A 21,926-nucleotide genomic window follows, 5' to 3' on the forward strand; every position below is an offset into this window, starting at 1 on the left:
CCCGCCAGAGACCCTGTGTTCCACGCCGAAGCAGTACTAACAAGCCCTACCGAATGTGCCGAATAGTCAACGTTCCACCCATGAGCGAGCACTCCGGGACGTTCGCCCGAAGCTGCCATGTGCTCCTTAGAAAGGAGGTGATCCAGCCGCACCTTCCGGTACGGCTACCTTGTTACGACTTCGTCCCAATCGCTGGTCCCACCTTCGACGGCTCCATCCCAGAGGGTTAGGCCACCGGCTTCGGGTGTTACCGACTTTCGTGACGTGACGGGCGGTGTGTACAAGGCCCGGGAACGTATTCACCGCAGCATGCTGATCTGCGATTACTAGCAACTCCAACTTCATGGGGTCGAGTTGCAGACCCCAATCCGAACTGAGGCCGGCTTTTTGGGATTCGCTCCGCCTCACGGCATCGCAGCCCTTTGTACCGACCATTGTAGCACGTGTGCAGCCCAAGACATAAGGGGCATGATGATTTGACGTCGTCCCCACCTTCCTCCGAGTTGACCCCGGCAGTCTCCTGTGAGTCCCCGACATTACTCGCTGGCAACACAGAACAAGGGTTGCGCTCGTTGCGGGACTTAACCCAACATCTCACGACACGAGCTGACGACAACCATGCACCACCTGTATACCGACCACAAGGGGGCACCTGTCTCCAGGTGTTTCCGGCATATGTCAAGCCTTGGTAAGGTTCTTCGCGTTGCGTCGAATTAAGCCACATGCTCCGCTGCTTGTGCGGGCCCCCGTCAATTCCTTTGAGTTTTAGCCTTGCGGCCGTACTCCCCAGGCGGGGAACTTAATGCGTTAGCTGCGGCACCGACCACGTGGAATGTGGCCAACACCTAGTTCCCAACGTTTACGGCGTGGACTACCAGGGTATCTAATCCTGTTCGCTCCCCACGCTTTCGCTCCTCAGCGTCAGTAATGGCCCAGAGATCCGCCTTCGCCACCGGTGTTCCTCCTGATATCTGCGCATTTCACCGCTACACCAGGAATTCCGATCTCCCCTACCACACTCTAGCCTGCCCGTATCGAATGCAGACCCGGGGTTAAGCCCCGGGCTTTCACATCCGACGCGACAGGCCGCCTACGAGCTCTTTACGCCCAATAATTCCGGACAACGCTCGCACCCTACGTATTACCGCGGCTGCTGGCACGTAGTTAGCCGGTGCTTCTTCTGCAGGTACCGTCACTTGCGCTTCTTCCCTGCTGAAAGAGGTTTACAACCCGAAGGCCGTCATCCCTCACGCGGCGTCGCTGCATCAGGCTTTCGCCCATTGTGCAATATTCCCCACTGCTGCCTCCCGTAGGAGTCTGGGCCGTGTCTCAGTCCCAGTGTGGCCGGTCGCCCTCTCAGGCCGGCTACCCGTCGTCGCCTTGGTAGGCCATTACCCCACCAACAAGCTGATAGGCCGCGGGCTCATCCTGCACCGCCGGAGCTTTCCACCAACCCCCATGCGGAGGAAGGTCATATCCGGTATTAGACCCCGTTTCCAGGGCTTGTCCCAGAGTGCAGGGCAGATTGCCCACGTGTTACTCACCCGTTCGCCACTGATCCACCCCGAAGGGCTTCACCGTTCGACTTGCATGTGTTAAGCACGCCGCCAGCGTTCGTCCTGAGCCAGGATCAAACTCTCCGTGAATGTTTACCCGTAATCGGGTCCACACCCGCGTTGAGCGGCACGGCAACCACCGGAATAGGGCGGCCCCGCGCACTGCGTCCTCGCTAGTGTTATTTCAAAAGGAATCTCCAACCCCGATCACAATGACCGAGGCCGGGGATGTCAACATATCTGGCGTTGACTTTTGGCACGCTGTTGAGTTCTCAAGGAACGGACGCTTCCTTCGGACCGCCTTCCAGCGGGCCCTCCGGGCGCTTCGTTCTTTCGTGTTCCCAGCTTATCAGACGTTTTCCGCCCCGTTTTCCGGGGCTTCGTCATCCAACTCGCTGCTGTCTTCCGGCGCTTGACGCCCCGTCCGACGTTTCAAACTCTAGCCGACCTCCGCTTCGAAAAGCGAATCCAGCCGAGTCCGACCGCAATCCCGATAAACAAGCATGCCGAAACGACAAGCAGTGTTTCTCGTGGATTGGCCACCCCGGGACCGTCCGCGCCGTTGCCTGCGTGTCCGGTGCTCCCTGCCGAGCGACTGGGAGACAGTACCCCTACTCAGCCCTCGAAACAAACGCCCTGCCCGGGGCCACCACAGAGGCGGGTCGGCGGCCCCGGGCGAGGAGGCGCCTACCGGAACGGGCGGTCGCCGCTGTTGGCCATCCGGTGGGTGTCACTGTGTCGGTTCACCGGGTCGCGGACGAGGTTGACGGCGTTGGCGCACTGCCAACTGGCGTCGTACTCCCGCCCACCCGGGCGTCGCCCAGCCATCAGCGCTGCCCCAGTTGACCGGTGATGGCCGGATCGGTGATCGCCGTGTCATCGGCCAGCAGGACCGCCTTGCTGAGGATGACCGCCAGCATCCGGTCCCCCTCGAACGGCAGGTACGGCCCGTCCGCCGATCCGGGCTTCCCGTCGGCCGGCCCGTCCGGGGCCGGCACGATGCAGAGGTAGCTGTCGTCGGGTGTCATCAGGACGTTCCCCGAACCCAGGTGGATGCGGTACGTGCGCAGGTCACCGCGGACCTGCAGGAAGCGGCCCTCCACCGTGCAGCGCTCGCCCACCGCCAGCCGGGGCAGCAGCCGGGCCAGCAACTCGCCGCGCTCCCGGGCGCTCTGCGACAACTCGCCGAAGCCGTACGACTGCCAGTAGTCGCGGTAGCGCCCCTCCGGCCCGCCGTCCGACCAGGTCGGGTCGTTGCCGACGCTGCACACCCCCACGAACAGGTCGACGTCGCGCAGCACTTCGCTCAGTACCAGTGGCGGCACCTCCGCGAGCGGCACCGGCTCGGGTGTCCGGACACCCGGCCGCATCAACGGGCCGAGCTGGCCGCTGCCCGCCTGGGTGAGGTTCTCCGGGGCGTCGATCGGGTAGAAGCGCACCTGGTCGGTGCCCAGGTGCTCGAAGGTCTCACCCCAGTCCGCGTCCATGCCGTTCACCCGGAACTCGGCGCGCAGCCCCCACTCGGGCAGCAGGCGCTTCGGGGCGGGGAAGGAGTTGTCCACGGCCAACTGCAGCTGGCTGTGCCAACCCCGCACGCCCGCCAGCGCGTGGAACCGGTGCTGGCGCAGCACGTGCGCGGCGAAGCGGTTGGAGTAGACCCGGGTGTGCTCCTCCGCGGGGGTGAGCAGGTAGACCTCCCGGTGCGCCTGCTTGAACGGCTGGACGACCTGGTGCCGTTCCAGCAGGGAGCGCCAGGCGAGCACCTCCCCGGTCGGGTGGCCGACCGGGTGCCACAGTTCGACCGGGGCGTCGGCGGCGGGCGCGGGCTCGTCGCCGGTCAGGGTGCGCAGGGCGCCGTCCAGCCAGGCGCAGGCCGTGCCGTCGACGGTCCAGATCAGTCGGCGGGCCAGCGTGCCGACCAGCGGGTGGTCCAGGAGCCGCTCCCGCCAAGGGCCGTACCGCCAGCTGCGCCGGGCCAGGAACTGGCGCTCCAGCCGCTCGGACTGGGCGGTCAGCATCTTTTCGAGGTCCTTGACCGCGGACTTGAACTCCTTGAGCGCGTCGGCGTGTTCGCGGCGCACCGAGGCGGGCGGGGACTTCACCGGGCGGCCGGACTCGTTGTACCAGGCCTGCCGGAGCCTGGTGCCCTCCACCAGCAGCTCCACCCGGGCGTCGCCGAACGGCTCGACGCCTCGGCCCGGATCGGTCAATCCGTAGCTGGGGACGGCGAGTTCCTCGATCTCGGCCCGGCTGAGGCCGAGCGCGGCGGCCCGGTCCCGCAGTGCCTTGTCGAGTTCCTTCACGGTGCCCTTGTACGTCACCCGGGTGGTGAGGACGGCCAGTTGGGCGAGGCCGTCCTCACCGTCCAGGCGGGCGAGGGCGTGCACGGCGGCGTTGGCGACCTTGGGCGCCTGGGGGCCGATGCCGGGCACCTTGCGCAGCGTGGACTCGACCAGTCGGCCGAGCACCCGGGCGCTGTCGGGATGGGCCGGGGCCAGGGGCAGCAGCAGGGCGATTCCGCGCAGCGCGTCCAGGTTGTGGGGGTCGAGCTGGTTGGCGCCCGCGCCGTTCGGATCCGCGACCAGTTCGAGGGTGCGCGGGCGGCCGACCAGCGAGAGCCATGCGGTGATCCGCTCGCGGGCCCGCTCCGGGCCGACCGCGTCGAGCAGCGTCCGCCCGGTCCGTTCCCAACGGGCGGTCGGCTTGGCGGCCTTGACCTCGAGGGCGTGCTTGAGCAGGGCCGTCCACGCACCGTCGCCTCCCCCGGCCGGATCGGGCTCCCCATCGGGCCCCCCGTCGAGCTCGGCGACGTCCGCGAGCACCTGGTCGGCCCAGGCCTCGCCGGGGCTGAGCAGCGGCTCGGTCAGCGCGGCCGCAAGGTCGACGACGAGGCTGTGGTGCGGCCGGACGTGCAGGGCGCTGCGGCGGACGGCGGCGACCACCGCGGCGTCGACCGGCCGGCCCGCGGCGAGCTCCTCACTGACCAGCACCTCGGCCTCGTGGAGCTCGGCGATGACCCACTGGCGGCCCATCAGGTGCAGCCGGTCCTCGCGGAGCTCCCGGGCCGGCTCCGGCGGAAGGCCCCGGGAGACCGTGGCGGCCAGCCGGGTCAGCGCGCTGCGTTCCTGCCGGATCTTCTCGGTCTCCACGGGCCGCCAGAGCATCAGCGACCAGTTCACCAGGCCAGCCACCAGCGCGGCCCGGGTGTTCCGGTGCAGCCCGAGCAGCCGCTCGCGGACGGGCTGCACCCGCTCGTCGGACCAGTCGCCCCCGATGGCGGCGTCGACCTCCGACAGCGCCGTGACGATGCCGTCCACGTGGCCGGTGTCGAGCGCGTCGAGCAGCCGGGCGGCCGCGGAGTCGAAGGGATCGGTCGTCGCCGTCATCAGCCACCCACCAGCGGAACGAGTTTCAGGAAGCACACCTCGGTGTCGGTGCGCAGGTCCAGCTCGGCGTCCAGATCCTCGACCTGCCGGTCGCCGACCAGCACCAGGAAGCCGTTGCGGCCGAACGCCTCGACGGCGCTCAGGAACTGCCGTTCGGGGTCGACCGGGCCGTCCTCCACCGGCCGGCGGTACCCGTTCAGGGTCCGCTCGGCCCGGGTCGGCTGCACCAGGCCGTGGAACACCTCGGGGCCGCGGGCGTTGTGCTCGGCCACCTCCTGGTGCACCCGGCGGCGGAGCAGCTCACGCAGCGTCAACCGCTCCTCCGCCACGGCGAGCCGCCACGCGTCCCGCCGCACCCCCGATGTCGTCTCGTCGACGAAGATCACTGTCGCCATGCCGAAGACCATAACCACCGGCACCGACACTGCTGCCCGCCGCGGGGCGGGATCCGGGGTCGTGCGCACCTGTTCCCCGGCCCGGCCGGGTGGCGTACCGTGACCGGATGACCACGATCGTGTCTTCCCGGTACGACGCCGTGATCGTCGGCGGCGGGCACAACGGACTGGTGGCCGCGGCCTACCTCGCACGGGCCGGTCGGCGGGTGCTGGTCCTCGAACGGTTGCCCCGGGTCGGTGGGGCCGCCGTCTCCGCGCAGGCGTTCCCGGGCGTGGACGCCCGGCTGTCGCGCTACTCCTACCTGGTCAGCCTGCTGCCGCGGAAGGTGGTCCGGGACCTCGGGCTGCGGCTGGAGCTGCGGCGGCGCCGGATCGCCTCCTACACCCCCACCGTGCGGGACGGGAAGCCCACCGGGCTGCTGGTGGACGCGGGCGACCCCGGCCGCACCCGGGAGTCGTTCCGGGCGCTGACCGGCGGCGACCGGGAGTGGCGGGCCTGGCAGCGCTTCTACGGGGTGACCGGGGAACTCGCACGGCGGGTGTTCCCGACCCTCACCGAGCCGCTGCCCTCACGCGCCGAGCTGCGCCGACGGGTCGGCGACGAGGCGGCCTGGACGGCCCTGTTCGAGCGGCCGCTCGGCGAGACCGTCGAGCGGACCTTCACGGACGACCTGGTGCGCGGGGTGGTCCTGACGGACGCGCTGATCGGCACCTTCACCCACGCCCACGACCCCGAACTGCGGCAGAACCGCTGCTTCCTGTACCACGTGATCGGCAACGGAACGGGCGACTGGGACGTCCCGGTCGGCGGGATGGGCGCGGTGACGGGCGCACTGGCCGAGGCGGCACTGGCGGCCGGCGCGGAGGTCCGGACCGGCTGCGAGGTCACCGCCGTCGCCACCGACGGCCACGGCGACGCCGAGGTGACGTACTGGCACCGGGACGGCGAGGTGACGGTGGCCGCGCCCAGGGTCCTGGTGAACGCCGCGCCGGCCACCCTGGCCCGGCTGCTGGGCGAGGATCCGGGGCCCGCGCCGGAGGGCTCCCAGCTGAAGGTCAACATGGTGCTGCGCCGCCTGCCGCGGCTGCGGGACGCCGCCGCGGACCCGCGCGAGGCCTTCGCCGGGACCTTCCACATCGCCGAGGGCTACCGCCAGCTGGAGACCGCGTACACCGAGGCGCTGGCCGGCCGGATGCCCTCGGCGCCGCCGTCCGAGATCTACTGCCACACACTCACCGACCCGTCGATCCTGGGCCCGGAGGCCGCCCGGCAGGGGCTCCAGACCCTGACCCTGTTCGGTTTGCACATGCCCGCCCGGCTGTTCGGCGGCTCCGGTGGCCTCGCCGATCCGGCGGCCAAGGAGCGCGCGTTGGCCGCGAGCCTGGCGCAGCTGGACGCGGTGCTGGCCGAGCCGATCGCCGACTGCCTGGCCACGGACGCCGACGGACGGCCCTGCGTCGAGGCCCGGACCCCGCCGGAGCTGGAGCGGGAGATCGGGCTCCCCGGCGGCCACATCTTCCACCGGGATCTCGCCTTCCCCTTCACCGACGAGGAGCCGCTGGACGCCGCCGCCCGCTGGGGCGTGGCCACGGCCCACCCGAACGTCCTGCTCTGCGGGGCGGGCGCCGTTCGCGGTGGCGGCGTCAGCGGCATCCCGGGGCACAACGCGGCGCAGGCCGTCCTGGCGGACCCGGCTCCTTGACCCGGCGCCGGGACAGCTGGGACGGCCCAGCGCGTCAGGCGCGGGCGAGCACCCAGCCGCCGAGGCCGTCGCAGGCGCCGGCGTTGTAGAGGGTGGACCGGAAGCCGGCCGGGACGGGCGAACCCGGGCAGGTCCACAGGCCCGCACGGGCGGTGTTGTGGCGCCAGGCCCCGGCACCGTCGCAGCCGGCCGTGATGTGCCCGGTGATCACGTACCCGGCGACCACCGGCGAGCCGGAGCAGGTCCAGATCCCGTCGTGAGGGTGGGTGTGCTGCCAGGCGCCGATGCCGCCGCAGCCGGCTCGCAGGTGGTTGCTGATGACGTAGCCGGGCACGACGGGCGAGCCGGAGCAGGTCCAGATGCCGTCGTGGGCGAGGTTGTGGCGCCACGCGCCCATCCCCCGGCAGCCGGAGGTCAGGTGGTCGGTGATCACGTAGCCGGCCACCACCGGGGAGCCGGAGCAGGTCCAGATCCCGTCCTTGGCCGGCTGCTGGTACCAGGAGCCCCAGCCGCCGCAGCCCGCGGGGTCGTGGTCGGTGATGACGTTCCCGGCGGCGACGGGCTGCCCGGAGCAGGCCCACTTGCCCGCGAATCCCCAGGCGGGCTTGGCCTCCGCCACGGACATGCCGGAGACCGTGCCGCCCAGGGCGACGGCCGCGACCAGCGCGACCGCCGCCGCTACGGCGCCGGCTCCTCGGCCGACGACCGGCGCCGCCAGGCGCTTCCAAAGCTGACGCAGAATCATGTCCGCTGCGCTCCAGGGTGTTGAGGGGAATGGGGTGCCCCGTCGAACGGGCCTGCCGAACGGCCCGTCGGCGGCGGAGCGAGAGTCACCTTAGGTGGTGACAACGTGAAAGTTCAGCGGAGGATCCAGGAATTCCGCCCGGGGACCCATCTTGTCCGAAAGTCGCCGCGGGGCCTCGTCGTAAAACGTCGATCATGGAAGCAGCGGCGCGGGTGATCGCGCGGCGCGGAGTGCGCGGGCTGCGGGTGGGGGAGCTCGCCGCCGAGGCGGGCGTGTCCACCGCGGCGGCGGCATCCGCTGCTCCACCCACGACCAGCCCGCCGGCTGACACCCGCCGCCCCGCGCGGAGGGAGCACGGCAGCGTTCAGGTCCGTTTGAAGAACTCCACCTCGGCCAGGGCGATGGTGCGGCCGGGGCCGGTGCCGGCCGCCTCGCGGACGGTGAGCTTCACCTGGACGACGTCGCTGATCCCGGTCGCCACGGTCTGCGGGCCCGGCTGGTCGTTGAGGGTGATCTGCTTGCGGTGCAGTTCCCCGTCCGAGGCGGTGACCTCCAGGGACAGGACGAGCGGGCGGGCCTGCTGCCGGTAGTGCTCCGGGTCCGCGGAGTCGCCGGTGTGGATGATCAGGTCGACCAGCCGGAACGGGGTGCGGAAGCCGAAGCTGATGGAGTCCCCGATCGCGGGAGCTCCCCAGTAGGTGTTGCTGAGGCCGTCGTCGGCCGCGGTCGCGGGATGGCCCTCGACGGCGGCGCTCGCCGAGGTCAGCGACGGGGTGATCGGCGCGGTACCCCGGACCTTGTCCAGCACGTCCTGGTAGGTGCTCAGGCCGAGCGGGTACAGCAGGACCCCCGCCACCACCAGCGCGGCCAGCACGAGCAGCGCGATGGTACGGCGCAGCGCGTTGCCCGAGCCGCCCATCCGCACCCGGCGGCGGAACGGCCAACGGGTGCGCCACCAGGGCAGCTTCGGTGGGGCCGCGGTGACGGTCAGCGGCGCCGCGCAGCGGCGGCAGAACCGCCGCTCGGGCAGGTTGGAGGTGCCGCACCGGGGGCAGGGCGGGCCGTCCTGGGCCTCGTCGGCCGCGGACGCCCGGACGACGGGGCGCGGTGCGACGGGTTTGGCGGGCTGGACGGCCACCGGGTCGGCCTGCGGCTCGGGGGCAGGGGTCGGTTCGAGGGTAGAGGTCCGTTCGGGGGCGGGGGTCGGTTCGGGAGCGGGCGGCGACGACGGAGCTGGGTCCGGGCCCGGTTCGGAGGCCGGCGGGGCCGGGGGTTCCTGGACCGGATCGGTCGGCGGCGCGGCGTCCGGGACGGGCGATTGGTTCCGCCTGCTGCGCGCGGTGACCCTTCGGGACACGTTCCGCCAGGTGGACTCGGTGCGCGCGGTCTCGGGTACGGCGGGTGCGGCGGGCTCGGGCGCAGGCTCAGGCGTACGCGCGGGTGCGGGCTCAGGCTCAGGCGCAGATGCGGGCACCGCAGCGGCCGTACGCGACCACCCCAGGTACGCACCGCAGTTGCCGCAGAAGTCGTCCCCTTCCCCGTTGGCCGTTCCGCAGTCGGGGCACACCGGCATCGCTCAGCCCTCCGCTCGTCCGGGTGGACCGGGCAGGATCTCGACCCGGCAGCTCAGGTGGACCGGGCAGCCGGCCCGGACGACGGACAGCACCTGCTCCTCGTCCAGCCCCGCACCGCCCAGCGGCCAGACCCGGATCAGCACCTCACCGCCCGGTGCGGGCAGCGGTGCCGCGCCGCCGGAGGTGGTCGTCCAGGAGACCCCGCCGCCGTCCGTGATCTCGGTACCGGCGCCCAGCACCAGGCGCAGCCGCTCCACGAGTCCGCGTCGGGTGCCGCGCCACCGGTGCAGTTCCACGGCGCGCTCGACCACCGCACGGCGCACCTGCTCCGGCCACGCCGGGTCGACGTCCACCGCGAGCCAGGAGGCCAGCCAGTCCAGGAAGTCGGCCGGCGCGAGGCGCGGCCGGAAGTAGGCGGGCAGGTTGTCCAGGGTGGCGAAGACGGGGGCGAGGACGGTGTCCAGGCCGGCCGTGAAGCGCTGGGCGAGGTCGTCGTCGGCGAACAGCGCGGGCAGCAGCTCGCCGATCGGGTGCGGGCTGGGCAGCCCTGGGACGGCGCCGCGAGTCATGACGCCCCGTCCTCGGCGGCCGCGGTGACCACGATCTGGTGCTGGTGCGAGAAGACCAGCGCGTCCGGCGGGACTTCGACCCGCTCGGCGGGGGCGCCCCGGCGTCCGGTGATCGGGTCGGCCGGGAACAGCCGCAGTTCCTCGACCCCCGCCACGGCGGCCACCCGCTGGAGCACGGCGAACACCTCCCCGTACTGCACCGCCCGGCCGAACGGCCAGCCCGAGCCGTCGGCGCCGCCGCGCAGCGGGTTGAGGTAGCGGTACAGGGCGTCGAGGGTCGCCTCGCGGACCCGGTCGGGGTCGGTGGCGCGGGTGGTGAGCCGCGCGACCACGGTGACGCCCTGGTAGGTGGGGGGCTGGACGAGGATCCGGGTGCCGATCAGCCGCCGCTCGTCGAGGGCGGTCGCGACGGCGGCCAACACCTGTTCGTCGGGGATGAGTTGCTCGAACCGCAGCCGCTCTCCCTCGTCCGCCACCGCGTCGGGGACCACCAGCACCCGCACCGCCCCGGCCCCGCCGTCGGCGGCGGGCACGCAGCTGACCCGGGCGGCGGAGGGCGCGGCCTGCCGGGCGATCAGCTCGAAGTCCCCGGCGGTGACGGCGCGTTCCTGCAGGCGCAGCTGGTGCGGGGCGCGCAGCTTGGCGTTCTCCACGGTCTCGCCGTCGACCCCGCCCCTCGCCGCCTCGCGGTTGTCCACCCGGGCGACGTACGGGACGGAGCTGCGCAGCACCGTGATGGTGTTGCGGGCGACGTTGCCCGCGGTTCCGCCGCCGGTGCGGTAGTGCGGGACGCGCAGCCGTGCGCCCTTGGGCGGCACCGCGCCGAAGGCGCGCAGGCTGCCGTCGGGTTCCCGGACGGCGGGCGGGAGGTGGAACTCGCCGGTGGTCGCGTCGAGCACCACGTGCCGGTCGGTGGGCGCTGAGTCGCCGAAGTGCTCGACGACCGTCCACGGCTGCCACCCGTCGCCGGCCGCGACCTCGACCACCGGCGGCCCGCCGTCGAGCAGGACGGGCGGCCGGGCGAGCCGGAAGCGCTGGCCGGCGACGCCCTCGGAGGTGCCGAGCGGCGCGTCGGTGACGCTCTGGGCGTGGACGGCGGTCGCGGTGCCGCCGATGGTGAAGACCTCGGCCCGGCGGACGGTCGGGGACTCGGAGTAGAACGGCTGGCCCGGGCGCGGCTCGGTGACCCGGCAGCGCAGCCAGCCGGCCCGGCGGCCGGCGACCACCGAGGCGGTGTGTCCGGCGGGTACGAACACCACCACCTCGCCGGGCCGGTTGAGGCCGCCGGTGGTGTCGCTGCCGGTCTCGCAGCCGATCCAGCGCGCGCCGTCCCACACCTCCCAGGCCAGCGGCGGCTGGCGCGGGTCGACGCCGACGCCCTCCACCCGGCTGTCCAGCCGGACGGCCAGGATGCAGCGCGGCACCACGGCGGGCAGGGCGAACAGCACGGCGTCGCCGACCGCCGGGCGCGGCTGGAAGCACGGCACGTCGGCGCCGTCCGCGAGCCGGGCGGTGGCGTCGGACTGCTCGCCCGCGGCGGAGACGGTGACCAGCCGCTCCAGCGCGCTGGGGACGATCGGGAGGTCCTCGGTGGTGGCGAAGACCACCGCGTCGTCGGTCTCGGTCCGCAGGGTGGAGACCTCGGTGCCCGCCCGCAGCAGGACGGTCTCGGGTTGCGGGGCGGAGAGCCAGAAGTCGACCTCGGCGCGGGCCGCGGCGGGCGGGAAGAGCCGGATGCCCAGCAGGTCGAGGAAGGCGGCGTAGTTCTTCTCCGGCACCCGGTTCAGCCGGTAGAGCAGTTGGTCGACCAGGTAGGCGAAGGTTTCGATGAGCGTGACGCCGGGGTCGGAGACGTTGTGGTCGGTCCACTCCGGCGCGCGCTGCTGGACGTAGCGCTTGGCCTCGTCGACGAGTTGCTGGAAGCGGCGGTCGTCCAGGTTCGGGGAGGGCAGTGCCATCAGCTCACCCCCTCCGGGGAGACCACGGCCGGGGACTCCGGGATGGTGTAGAAGGGGAAGACCAGGTTGCGGCGGTCGTTGGTGGCCCGCACGGTGTAGTGGACGTCGATGTAGAGCGTGCCCTCGTCGACGCGGTCGAAGGCGATCACCACGTCGTCGACGCCGATCCGCGGCTCCCAGCGTTCGAGCGCGATCCGCACCTCGCGGGCGATCCGCCCGGCGGTGGTGCTGTCGCCGGGGGCGAAGACGTACTCGTGGATGCCGCAGCCGAACTCGGGGCGCATCGGCCGCTCGCCGGGCGCGGTGCCGAGGATCAGCCGGATGGCCTCCGCGATCTCCCGGTCCCGCTCCACCATGCCGATGCCGCCGGTGGCGTTCACCCGCAGTGGGAAGGCCCAGCCCCGGCCGATGAAGTTCACGCTCACGCCGCTCCCCCGATCAGCACGTCGAACGCGCCGCTGACGATGGTGGCTCCGCAGGTGGTCTTGTCGCCCATGCGGGCCGCGGGCAGTCCGCCGATCAGCGTCACTCCCCTGGTGACCGTGCCGAGTTCGGGCTCCACCAGGTTGGCGGGGCCCATCTCCACGTGCGGGACGCAGGCGTGCAGGCTGCCGACCACCGCGGCGGGCCGGCCGCCGATCAGCACCGTCTCCACCTTGAGGGCGCCCGGCGGCGGGGTGGCGAGGATGCCGCCGTGATCGGTGGGGTCGCCGGTCCGGGCTGCGGGGGGCATGTACGGTCTCCGTTCCTTCCGTTGCTCGCGAAATGCTGCTCGCGAATGGCCGCTTGCGAATTGATTCGGGGTCAGTTGATGTGCACGAACGCCCCCTTGATCACCGTCTGGGCCCCGCCGTCCACCGTGGCCGCCGTCGTACCCCGGATCGTCACCGATCCGCCGCGCACATCGACCTTGCCGGTGCCCGCGTCGAGGGTGATGCCGGAGGAGGAGAGCCGCACCGTGCTCGTCCCCGCGCCGTCCGCGCCGTGCACGGTCAGGACGATCTCCCCGTGCTGCTGGTCCAGCCGGACCTCCAACTTCCCGTTCCCGCTGGCCAACCGGATGCCGGAGCTGCCGCCCGGTACGTCCAGCAGTTCCAGCCGGTGACCCGAACGGGACACCACCGAGCGGCGGTTGACCGTCCCGGCGGTCGCGTCGACCAGCGGCACGTCGTGCGGCGAGGGCCGGTCCACGCCGTTGTAGAGGCCGCCCAGCACGTAGGGGCTGTCCAGGTCGCCCTGCTCGAAGCCGACCAGCACCTCGTCGTTGACCTCGGGGCTGACCACGCCGCCGCCCCCGTGGCCGCCCCACTGCACGGTGCGCACCCAGTCGGAGACGTAACTGTCGTCCAGCCAGGGGAACTTCAGCTTCACCCAGCCGCGCTGCCCGTCGCCCGGCTCCCGGACGTCGGTGACCACGGCGACGGCCAGGCCCGGCATCCGCGGCCCGCGCGGCGGCGCGTTGCCCCCGGTCGCCAGTCCGGCCAGTGAGCGGTCCGGCGCCGCGCTGACCAGCACGGTGGTCCGGTAGCCGCGGAACGGTTCGAGGAGGTGGCGCACCCCGGTGGCGGTGTAGCGGCCGGAGAAGGCCGCGCCGACGTTCCCCAGGGCGACCGCGGTGCCCGCCCGCAGCCGCGGATTGCCCTCGACGACCGCCTCCAGCTCGCCGAAGCCGGCGGCCACCGAGGCGGCCAGCGACCGCGCCACCGCGGTGGTCTCCGCCTGGGTGCGGTACGGGGTGTCGGCGACGGTGAGCCGCGCCGGGCCGGGGAAGGCGGAGGCCACCACCGAGGGGCTAAGCCCCGGCAGTACGCCCGGCGAGGTCAGCGACGGCTCGGCGGCGACCAGGGCGCTCTTGGTGGTGACGTTCCAGCCGCGCGCCTCGACGATGTCCGCGCCGGCCGCGCCGGTCAGCACGCCGCGCAGCTCCAGCAGGTTGCGGCCGTACTCCAGCACCAGCGGGTTCTGCGGCGCGGGCGTGGCGGGGGCCGGCGCCCCGGACGCGGGCTGCGGCCGGACGAACTCCAGCTTGCCGTCGTCGTCGACCCGCACCTGCGCACCGCTCTCCTGCGCCAGGAACTGGAGGAACTCCCAGTCCGGGACGTTCGCCTGGGAGAGCTGCTGGTGGACCACCGGGAAGGAGTCGACCCGCCCGCAGGCCAGGCCCGCGCCCGCGGCGACCTCGCGGACGATGTCGGCGGTGGTCATGTTCCGGAAGGCCTTCACCCGGCGCCCGCGCATCAGCCGGTGGGTCACCGCCGAGGCCCGCAGCACGGTGTACGAGCCCGTGGTGTCCACCTCCAGCTCCAGCGCGGTCACCTCACCGGTGAACAGCCGCACCTGGGTGTGCCCCTGCACGGTGACCACGGACACCCGCAGAGCGGTACCGATGGTGATGCCCGTCGCGGCGAGGAAGGTGTGGTCCGCGTCCCGGAAGCTCAGCACCGCCGTGTCGGGCAGACCCACGCTATCCTCGATGTCGCAGGACACCAGCTGGGCCGCCCAGACCGGCGGCAGCGGTCCGGGCGCCTCGACGACCGGATCCGCGGCGAACGGGCGGCCGCCCCGGGCCTCGGGAGTGGTCATCGCCGACCGCCCCGGGTGAGTTCGTCGATCCCCGGCACGATCAGCTCCGCGCCCGGGACCAGGGCCAGCGGATCGTCGATGTCGTTGGCCTCCGCGATGGTGCGCCAGGCCGTCGCGTCCCCGTACGCGCGCCAGGCCAGCAGCGGCAGGCTGTCGCCCGCGATCACCCGGTGGGTGCTGCGCGCCTCCGGCGAACCGGAGGTCGGGTTCTGCCCGGCCGGGTCGACGCTGGCCTCGTCGATGGAGAGGGAACACACCGCGCGCAGCGGATTGCCGTCCACGTCGAAGAGCGTGTAGGTGACCGACAGGCCGGTCAGCACCCCGTTGAACGAGGTCGTCGTCAGGGTGCCCCAGTCCAGCCGGATCCACGGACTGGCCGGCGTCTTGCGCGCAAGACTCGTCGGGGTGGGCACGCAGGCCGTCATCAGCTGCTCCACCGCCCGCTCCACCGAGTTGTCGTGGGTCGCGGTCGAGTCCAGGAACACGTCGAGCGAGAGCGAACGCGGACCGCTGCCGACGAACTCCGGCAAGGCCGACTGGCCCGCCATCCGGGACGGCGTGCGCCGCCACTCGGTGGTCTTGCGGAGCACCAGCGTCGCCGGGTTGAACTGCAGCGGAAGCCGCGCGATCGCGCCGCCGGGCTGGGCGCCGACCGTGGACGGGGGCTCCATGATGGTCAGTTGGGCCCGGGTGACGCTCGCGGGGACCGCCGGGGACATCCTGCTCCTTAGGTGTTCGTCTTTGCACCGAGTTCGACGTGAAGCGGGATCAGGACGGGCGCAGGCCCGCGTGGGCGATCTCCAGACTCTCCACCGCCGCCTGGGAGTTGGCGGGATCGAAGGACGGACCCTCCCAGCGCACCGGGACGATCCCCAGCACCTGCCAGCCGACGATCCGGCTCAAGTCCGGCCGCAGCGCCACGATCTCGCCGTCCTTCGGCTCGACCTTGCGGACGATCTCGCCCAGCCACCGCGCGATCTTGGCGCTGTCCGCGGTGACGGCGCGGGTCAGCGTGATGTTCGACCAGGTGATGCGGCCCGGCAGCTGCCAGGCGAAACCGTTGTTGCCGCCCTCCGCGTACTGCTCGATCTCGACCTGGGCGCCGAGACCCGAACAGGTGGTGAACTCGCCCAGGTCGTTGCCGCCGATGGTCAGGCTGAAGAACACGCTGCTCGCGAAGATGTTGTCGGTCATCGGTCCCCGTTTCGTGCTGGCGGCTTGCGATTTGCGGTGAGGGGTGTGCGTGAGGTGTTGGTCTCCCTGTGCTCATCGGCGCAGGTCGTACGGTCTCCCGGCGCGCTCCCTGCCCCGGCGCAGCTCGGTGCGCAGTAGCCGCCCGACCGGTTCGACCAGGCGCCGGGCCAGTTCGTCGAGGTCGGCGGGCGCGGCGGCGTCAGGGGCTTCGGCGGGCGCGGCGGGCGGGGAGGCCTTCGGCGGGGCGGCCTGCACGGTGGCCGGCGCGCGCGCCGGGACGGCGGTCAACGGCACCCCGGACAGGCCCGCCTGCTCGGCCACCCGTTGCAACAGCCGCGCCGTACCCGGCGCGGGCGATGCGGGTCGTACCGGCGGGGTGCTCGCCGGGCGCGCGGGCGTCAGGGCTCGCGCCGCCGTCGGCGAGGGCTCTCCCGGCGGCTGCGGTGTCGGCAGCGGCCGGGACGCGGTCGGCAGCCGCTGAACCGACGGGACCGCCGGGGGCGCGGGCCGCACCACGGGCGCGGGCGGAGTGCTCTCGGCGCGCCCAGGAGGCAGGGCTCGCGGCACAACCGGCGGGGGCCCTGCCGGCAGCTCCGCGGACGGCAGCGGCTGAACCGACGGCGGCGCGAGCCGGACCACGCGCGTGGACGGCACCGCTGCACGGGGACGTTGGGGCCGGCCGCTCGCTGGGACCGCCGTCATCGGCGAGGCATCCGGCGACGCCGAACTCCCTTGCACCGATGGACGACGGGCCGCCGCGCGCGGGGAGCGCGAGCCTTGCACGGGAGCCGCGACTCCACGCGACGCTCCGGGAGCGGACGAAAAGCCCGGTGCATTCAGAGAGGTCGAACTCGCTTGCACCGCAGGGCGATCGACGGCCATCCGGCTGACTCCACGCTCGGCCGCACGCCGGGACCGCGAGCGTTGCACAGCAGCCACAACGCCACGCACCATGCCCGGGCCGGACGACCGACCCACCGCCTCGGCGGCACCCGGCGCGCCGAGAGGCGCCGAACTCCCCTGCGCTGCAGGACGATCGGCAGCCACACGTCGGGAACCCGAGCGCTGCACAGCACCCACGACCCCACGCACCACGCCCGCGCCGGACGAGCGACCCACCGCCTCGGCGGCACCCGGCGCACCGAGAGGCGCCGAACTCCCCTGCGCTGCAGGACGACCGGCAGCCACACGTCGGGAACCCGAGCGCTGCACAGCACCCACGACCCCACGCACCACGCCCGCGCCGGACGACCGAGCCACCGCCTCGGCGGCACCCGGCGCGCCGAGAGGCGCCGAGCTCTGATCCGCAGCCGCACGTCGGGAAACCGAGCGTTGCACAGCACCCACGACCCCACGCACCACGCCCGCGCCGGACGAGCGACCCACCGCCCCCGCTACCGGCTGCCCTGCCGTGGCCGTGGTCCTCCGGCGCTCCCCCACGCTCGGCGAACGGCGTGCCCCGGAGCGCTGCGGAGCAGCGCCGCTCCCGCCCTCCCAGCCACCGCCGGGAGTCAGCGACGGCCCCGCAGCCGGTTCGTCGTCCGCGCGAGACGCGAGCGCATCGGGCCAAACTACGGGGACCACGGGTGGCGGCGGTGGTGCCGTGCGGGAGCCCGCGGGAGCGGTCGCGCTGCTCGCGAAGGGCGCTGCCGGAGCGGCGAGGGCGACCGAGATCGGGCGCTCACCGATCAACCCGCGCCTCCTGCTGGTGAGTTCGATGGCGCGCTGCACGCCCGAGCCGCCAACGACCGGACGCACGGGAACAGTCACCGGGTCCACCGCCGGGCCGCTCTCCCGCCCCGAGCCGGGGTCGGCCTGCGTCCCGGCAAGGCCGCTCCGCCTCGCAGGTCGGGCACCATTTTCCCTCGGTGGCGGCGGAGTTGGGCCCATCGGCCCGGTACCGGGCCGCGAAGTGGCACGCTGCACGCGTGGCTCTTCGCCGGCCGAAGGCACACTCCGCTCGTTTCGGCCTCCGGTGTCACCCGCCGTCGGGCCCGTGACACGCCGGACCGGTCGGCGCCCGCTGAGCTTCGGAGCACTGCCGCCCGGCGCTGCCGCCGTCGGCGGCAGCGCGTCGAGCGGCGCGCCCAGGCCCCCACGGGTACGGGCAGGGGCAGGGGCCGAGGTAGGCGCAGGCGAGGGCAGGGCACCCGGAGCAGCGGCCTCGGACGACGAGCGCTGAACAGACAGGCCGCCGACGGGCCGACGCTCGGGGTGGGTCGCCGGCTGTTTGGGGCTGCCGCCAGGCCCACTCGCCTCGGGACCGGCGGATTCCGCAGCAGCACGCACAACGGGCATGGCCGCCCCCGGGACGCGCTCCGTCGCCCGGGAGCCGGTGGCGGCCACGGGTGAGGCGCTCGCAGGCAGCGCGGTCAGAGGCGCACCGAGGACCGGACGGGTGGGTGCTTCAGCGCCAATCGCGGCGGCACGCTGGACCGCCCCTTCGCCCGACCCGCTCCGCTTAGGCGCGACGGCCTCGCGGCTCACCAACCCGCCTGCCCCATGGGCCTGTTCAACTGCCGCGGCTACCGGCAGCGCCGGGTCGGCGTCCTGCGTCGACGGCCCGACGACGCCTTCGCGCGGCCTGCCCGGCCGGGAGACGGAGGGCACCGGACGCACAGGCAGCAACCGTGGGCGTCGGGCCACGGTCAGCGGTTCGCCGACGGGCCGCGGCCGCACGGAATGAGGCTGGGCCCGACCGGCCACGTCACTCCGACGCGGGGGTACCGCGATCGCATCCGGCGTCGCGGCGCCGGGCGCCCGCGTGCCGGCCTCCGGCGCAGCACCCCCCGGCACATCGGAGGTCAACGCCTCAGGCTGCGACGGGACTTGCGTCGCAGCACCAGGATTCGCAGCACCAGGCGTCGCCGCACCGCCCTCCACCCCGGCTCGCCGTTCGCCCCCACGGCCGCCCCCGCCCGTACGCGCCGGGCGCGGACCCGACCGGACGGGCAGCCGCCGCAGTCGGACGGACCGCTGGACCGGCCGCGCCTCCCGCCGTTCCCCGTCCCCTTCCCGACCCGCCGCTTCGTTCTCTCCCTCTCCCACCGCGCCGCCCACGGCAGCCGGCAGGAGGAGCTCGTCCCGGCCCCCGGCGACGGCCGCCGGTACGCCCGGCGCCGCCACCGCCCGCAGGATGCCCGTCGGCGCGGACGGCAGGACCGCGTGGCCGAGCGGTCCGCACAGTGAGGGGTCCTGCCAGGAGGCGAGCCGGGAGCGGAACGTCAGGCCGTCGCTGACCCCGGGCGCCGTCCCGGCCAGGGTCGGCACGAGCGGCGTCACCGCACGCCAGCCGCCGTCCGCGCCGTCGACCGCCGGCCGTCGCCGGGCGGCCTCGCCCGTACCGGTGGTCCCGACGGTACCGGTGGTCCCGGTGGTCCCGACGGCCTCCGCACCACCGTCGGCCCGACGCCGCCGTGCGATCCAGCCCCGCAGCCCCACGCCACTCACCCTCCCTCGCTGACACGGGAGTTGATGCGCGCGATCTCACGCACCCACTGCCCGCGTTCCCGGTGGGTGAGGTCGAGGAGGTCCTCCCTCGGCCAGTGGAAGTGGTAGGCGATGTACGCGATCTCCTCGTACAGCCGAGCAGGCGCGTACGTCACGATTCCCCCAGGCGCCCACCGGCGAGGTCGACCTCGAAGGCGCCGTCGCAGTGCGGGCAGGTCACGGCGGCGCGCGTGTGGCCTTCGCTGTTGATCCGCTGGTAGAGGTCCTGGAGGAACGCGACGTCGGTGGCGTACATCCGCTCGACGATCCCGGCGTGCACGTCGGTGACGTCGCCCAGCCTGGTGATGACGTGGCTGAGCAGCACCACGCTGAGGTAGGCCGGGTTCTCCTTGACCCGCAGGTCGATCTGCGGCATCAGCTCGTCCCGGGCGGTGGCCAGCCGCATCGCGCCGTGCCGGTGCACGGTGCCCTCGTCGTCGACGTAGCCGAGCGGCAGCTCGAACTCGAACTCGGTGTGCGGCGACCGCCCCCGGGTGGGGGCCTGCCCCGGGGCCTCGTGCTGCGTCACCGGGCCCGAGGCCGGGACCGAAGCCGGACCCGGGCCCTGAGCCGGGGCCCGTTCCAGCAGTTCGTCCAGGCCGATCTTCCGCCTCATTCGACGCTGATCTCCTCGAACACGATGGTCACGGTCTCCGTCGCGGCGCTGGACTCGCCCGCGCTGAGCGTGGGGCCCTCCCAGCGGCTCGCCCAGGCGTTGGTCAGCTGGATGCGCCGCAGGGTGGCGCCGGTGGTGTCCTTGACCTCGATGGTGAGGTTCTGCCGCGCGGTGTTGATCGCCCCGTTGTTGAGGGTTTCCTTGATCCAGTCCGTGAACGCGCCGCTCTTGTCCAGGCCGCGGGTGATGGTCACCTCGCCGGGCAGCCGGGCGCCGGGCTGCTTGCGGACGATCAGTTTGCCCTCTTGGGTCACCTGCTTGTACTCGACGACGTCCTGTTCGACCGTCAGGTTGCTGATCTCCTTGACGGACTCGACGTTGTAGCCGCCGAGTTGGACGCCGAAGATGTGTGTGGAGAGCGGATCGCCTTCAGCCATGGTGTGCTGTCACCTTCCGATGGTTACCGACGGAGTGGATCACTCGTTGACGAGGCTCGTGCTGTCGGAGAACTGGGCCAGCCGGAACACCACGAACTCGGCCGGCTTCACCGGGGCGACGCCGATCTCGCAGATCACCTGGCCGAGGTCGATGGACTCCGGCGGGTTGTTGTCGCGGTCGCACTTGACGTAGAAGGCCTCGGCCGCGGTCTGGCCGAACAGTGCACCGCGCCGCCACTCCTCGGTGAGGAACGCGGTGATGTTCCGGCGGATGCTGGACCACAGCCGGTCGTCGTTGGGTTCGAAGACCACCCACTGGGTCCCCAGGAGGATCGATTCCTCGAGGTAGTTGAACAGTCGGCGCACGTTCAGGTAGCGCCAGGCGGGGTCGGAGGAGAGGGTGCGCGCGCCCCAGATCCGGATGCCGCGCCCGGGGAACGCCCGGACGCAGTTGACGCCGATCGGGTTCAGCAGGTCCTGTTCGCCCTTGCTGAGCCGGAGTTCGAGGTCCACCGCGCCGCGGATCACCTCGTTGGCGGGCGCCTTGTGCACGCCGCGTTCGGCGTCGCTGCGCGCCCACACCCCGGCGACGTGCCCGCTCGGCGGGACCAGCACGTTGCGGCCGCTGGCCGGGTCGAACACCTTGATCCACGGGTAGTAGAGGGCGGCGTAGCGGGAGTCGAAGCCCGCCTCCTCGTTGCGCCAGGTGCGCATCCGCTGGGCGTTCAGACCGGGCGGCGGGTCGAGTACGGCGATCCGGTCGCCCATCTGCTCGCAGTGGGACATCACGGCCAGCTGGACGGTGCGCAGGCCCTCGTCGTCGAGGTCGCCGCGCTGGTAGGCGCTCATCAGGTCGGGCACCGCGACCATGGTGATCTCGTCGATCGCCTCCAGGCCCGAGAAGCCGGTCCGGTCGGCGGCGTCGCCGACGTACTCGGCGGGATCGAGCCGGGTGGCGGGGGCCGCGACCGGCCCGGGCGCGAGGGCGGGGGCGGCGGGGAGCGCGTGGGTCTGCCGCTCGGGGCGGCTCGGCGCGGTACCGGGCTGTTCGGCGACCGAGACCAGCTTGGAGTCGCGCAGCTGGGTGACGACGTATCCCTTGGTGTTCTTCCGGGTCGAGACGTCGTAGCTCTCCACGACCTCGGCGCCCCGGCGGACCAGCAGCCGGAACCGGTCCTCGGGGACGTTCTCGCCCTCCGCGTCGGCGATCTCGACGGACACCTCGCCGCCCGCGCCGGGCAGCGCCGAGTACAGGAAGCCCGCGACCGCGACCGGCGGGGCCGCGGCACGGACCGGGGCCGGGGCGGCGCCGGGGGTCTGCCGGGCCGGGTCGCCGACCCGGACGACGTAGGCGGAGCCGCCGCCGTTGGCGAAGAAGCCGTACACCGAGTGCGCCAGGTAGGTGCCCTCGGTGAAGCCGCCGAACCGCTGGACGTACTGGTCCCAGTTGGTCACCAGCGTGGGCTCGTGGAAGGGACCGGACCCGGCGAAGCCGACGAAGGCGGCGACGGCTGTGCCGACCCCCTCGATCGGCCGGGCACCGGACTGGACCTCCTCCACGTACACGCCCGGGGTGAGGTACGACGGCATACGCGCTCCTTCGGCTGGCCAGTCATTTCGCCGGTCATTCGCGGGTCGATCTGGGTCGATCTGAGGCGATCTGAGGTCGGTCTCAGGTCGCTCGCGGGTCGATCCTGGATCGCTCGGATCGTTCGCGGGTG

The 21,926-nt window shown here is 72.7% G+C and carries 19 protein-coding genes, 1 rRNA gene and 1 pseudogene; 3 read left to right on the top strand and 18 right to left on the bottom strand.

Translation table 11 applies throughout. The annotated features are described in order from the left end of the window. Positions 1-130 precede the first annotated feature (130 nt). From O1G21_RS05725 to O1G21_RS05740, 4 genes are all read right to left on the bottom strand, one after another. Positions 131-1,646: ribosomal RNA gene (locus O1G21_RS05725) — 16S ribosomal RNA — on the bottom strand. Between the two features lie 597 nt (positions 1,647-2,243). Continuing rightward, entirely contained in the window at positions 2,244-2,384 is a 141-nt protein-coding gene (locus O1G21_RS05730) for a hypothetical protein (RefSeq protein ID WP_270141346.1), read from the bottom strand. Further along, positions 2,384-4,942 (bottom strand): DUF4132 domain-containing protein, encoded by a 2,559-nt coding sequence (locus O1G21_RS05735; RefSeq protein WP_270141348.1) that lies wholly within the window; start codon positions 4,940-4,942, stop codon positions 2,384-2,386. The genes O1G21_RS05730 and O1G21_RS05735 overlap by 1 nt, the downstream gene beginning before the upstream one ends. Beyond that, the gene (locus O1G21_RS05740; protein ID WP_270141350.1) at positions 4,942-5,337 is read right to left on the bottom strand and encodes a hypothetical protein; all 396 of its coding nucleotides are present in this window, start codon (positions 5,335-5,337) and stop codon (positions 4,942-4,944) included. The genes O1G21_RS05735 and O1G21_RS05740 overlap by 1 nt, the downstream gene beginning before the upstream one ends. A gap of 107 nt (positions 5,338-5,444) precedes the next feature. Here O1G21_RS05740 and O1G21_RS05745 point away from each other — a divergent pair, with 107 nt between their 5' ends. Beyond that, the gene (locus O1G21_RS05745; protein WP_270141352.1) at positions 5,445-7,040 is read left to right on the top strand and encodes a phytoene desaturase family protein; all 1,596 of its coding nucleotides are present in this window, start codon (positions 5,445-5,447) and stop codon (positions 7,038-7,040) included. A 34-nt stretch (positions 7,041-7,074) separates the two neighbouring features. On the opposite strand, the gene O1G21_RS05750 is transcribed toward O1G21_RS05745, so the two are convergent. Continuing rightward, the gene (locus O1G21_RS05750) at positions 7,075-7,785 is read right to left on the bottom strand and encodes a hypothetical protein (protein ID WP_270141353.1); all 711 of its coding nucleotides are present in this window, start codon (positions 7,783-7,785) and stop codon (positions 7,075-7,077) included. 194 nt (positions 7,786-7,979) lie between these two features. Here O1G21_RS05750 and O1G21_RS05755 point away from each other — a divergent pair. After that, positions 7,980-8,069, top strand: a pseudogene (locus O1G21_RS05755) (TetR family transcriptional regulator); the annotation flags it as partial. 80 nt (positions 8,070-8,149) lie between these two features. Here the strand turns inward: O1G21_RS05755 and O1G21_RS41330 are convergent. The 9 genes from O1G21_RS41330 to O1G21_RS05800 form a co-directional block, all read right to left on the bottom strand. Then, entirely contained in the window at positions 8,150-8,923 is a 774-nt protein-coding gene (locus tag O1G21_RS41330; protein ID WP_333493548.1) for a zinc ribbon domain-containing protein, read from the bottom strand. A 438-nt stretch (positions 8,924-9,361) separates the two neighbouring features. Next, complete coding sequence (locus O1G21_RS05765; protein ID WP_270141356.1) at positions 9,362-9,928, bottom strand: phage tail protein I; 567 nt, start codon at positions 9,926-9,928, stop codon at positions 9,362-9,364. After that, a complete protein-coding gene (locus tag O1G21_RS05770) occupies positions 9,925-11,886 on the bottom strand; it encodes a putative baseplate assembly protein (RefSeq protein ID WP_270141358.1) in 1,962 nt (653 codons plus the stop codon). Before O1G21_RS05770 ends, O1G21_RS05765 begins: the two co-directional genes overlap by 4 nt. Continuing rightward, positions 11,886-12,311, bottom strand: a complete 426-nt coding sequence (locus tag O1G21_RS05775; protein ID WP_270141360.1) for a GPW/gp25 family protein — start codon at positions 12,309-12,311, stop codon at positions 11,886-11,888. The genes O1G21_RS05770 and O1G21_RS05775 overlap by 1 nt, the downstream gene beginning before the upstream one ends. Then, on the bottom strand, positions 12,308-12,619 hold the full coding sequence (locus O1G21_RS05780) for a PAAR domain-containing protein (RefSeq protein ID WP_270141362.1): 312 nt from the start codon (positions 12,617-12,619) through the stop codon (positions 12,308-12,310). Before O1G21_RS05780 ends, O1G21_RS05775 begins: the two co-directional genes overlap by 4 nt. A gap of 71 nt (positions 12,620-12,690) precedes the next feature. Beyond that, complete coding sequence (locus O1G21_RS05785; protein ID WP_270141364.1) at positions 12,691-14,469, bottom strand: VgrG-related protein; 1,779 nt, start codon at positions 14,467-14,469, stop codon at positions 12,691-12,693. After that, complete coding sequence (locus O1G21_RS05790) at positions 14,466-15,188, bottom strand: CIS tube protein (RefSeq protein ID WP_270141366.1); 723 nt, start codon at positions 15,186-15,188, stop codon at positions 14,466-14,468. The genes O1G21_RS05785 and O1G21_RS05790 overlap by 4 nt, the downstream gene beginning before the upstream one ends. Before the next feature lie 49 nt (positions 15,189-15,237). Further along, complete coding sequence (locus O1G21_RS05795) at positions 15,238-15,663, bottom strand: phage tail protein (RefSeq protein ID WP_270141367.1); 426 nt, start codon at positions 15,661-15,663, stop codon at positions 15,238-15,240. A 72-nt stretch (positions 15,664-15,735) separates the two neighbouring features. After that, positions 15,736-15,993, bottom strand: a complete 258-nt coding sequence (locus O1G21_RS05800; protein WP_270141368.1) for a hypothetical protein — start codon at positions 15,991-15,993, stop codon at positions 15,736-15,738. A gap of 2,499 nt (positions 15,994-18,492) precedes the next feature. Between O1G21_RS05800 and O1G21_RS05805 the strand changes: the two genes are divergently transcribed. After that, positions 18,493-18,852, top strand: coding sequence for a hypothetical protein (locus O1G21_RS05805; RefSeq protein WP_270141370.1), 360 nt, complete (start codon positions 18,493-18,495; stop codon positions 18,850-18,852). A gap of 257 nt (positions 18,853-19,109) precedes the next feature. On the opposite strand, the gene O1G21_RS05810 is transcribed toward O1G21_RS05805, so the two are convergent. From O1G21_RS05810 to O1G21_RS05825, 4 genes are read right to left on the bottom strand one after another with little or no spacing between them, the layout of a single operon-like run. After that, a complete protein-coding gene (locus tag O1G21_RS05810) occupies positions 19,110-19,268 on the bottom strand; it encodes a DUF6760 family protein (protein ID WP_188307682.1) in 159 nt (52 codons plus the stop codon). Then, on the bottom strand, positions 19,265-19,768 hold the full coding sequence (locus O1G21_RS05815) for a hypothetical protein (protein WP_270141374.1): 504 nt from the start codon (positions 19,766-19,768) through the stop codon (positions 19,265-19,267). The genes O1G21_RS05810 and O1G21_RS05815 overlap by 4 nt, the downstream gene beginning before the upstream one ends. After that, entirely contained in the window at positions 19,765-20,205 is a 441-nt protein-coding gene (locus tag O1G21_RS05820) for a phage tail protein (protein WP_030290301.1), read from the bottom strand. The genes O1G21_RS05815 and O1G21_RS05820 overlap by 4 nt, the downstream gene beginning before the upstream one ends. A gap of 39 nt (positions 20,206-20,244) precedes the next feature. Continuing rightward, positions 20,245-21,795: a phage tail sheath family protein gene (locus O1G21_RS05825; RefSeq protein WP_270141378.1), complete on the bottom strand. Its 1,551-nt coding sequence runs from the start codon at positions 21,793-21,795 to the stop codon at positions 20,245-20,247. Positions 21,796-21,926: the final 131 nt, after the last annotated feature.

The organism is Kitasatospora cathayae (assembly GCF_027627435.1).
Classification (GTDB): Bacteria; Actinomycetota; Actinomycetes; order Streptomycetales; family Streptomycetaceae; genus Kitasatospora; species Kitasatospora cathayae.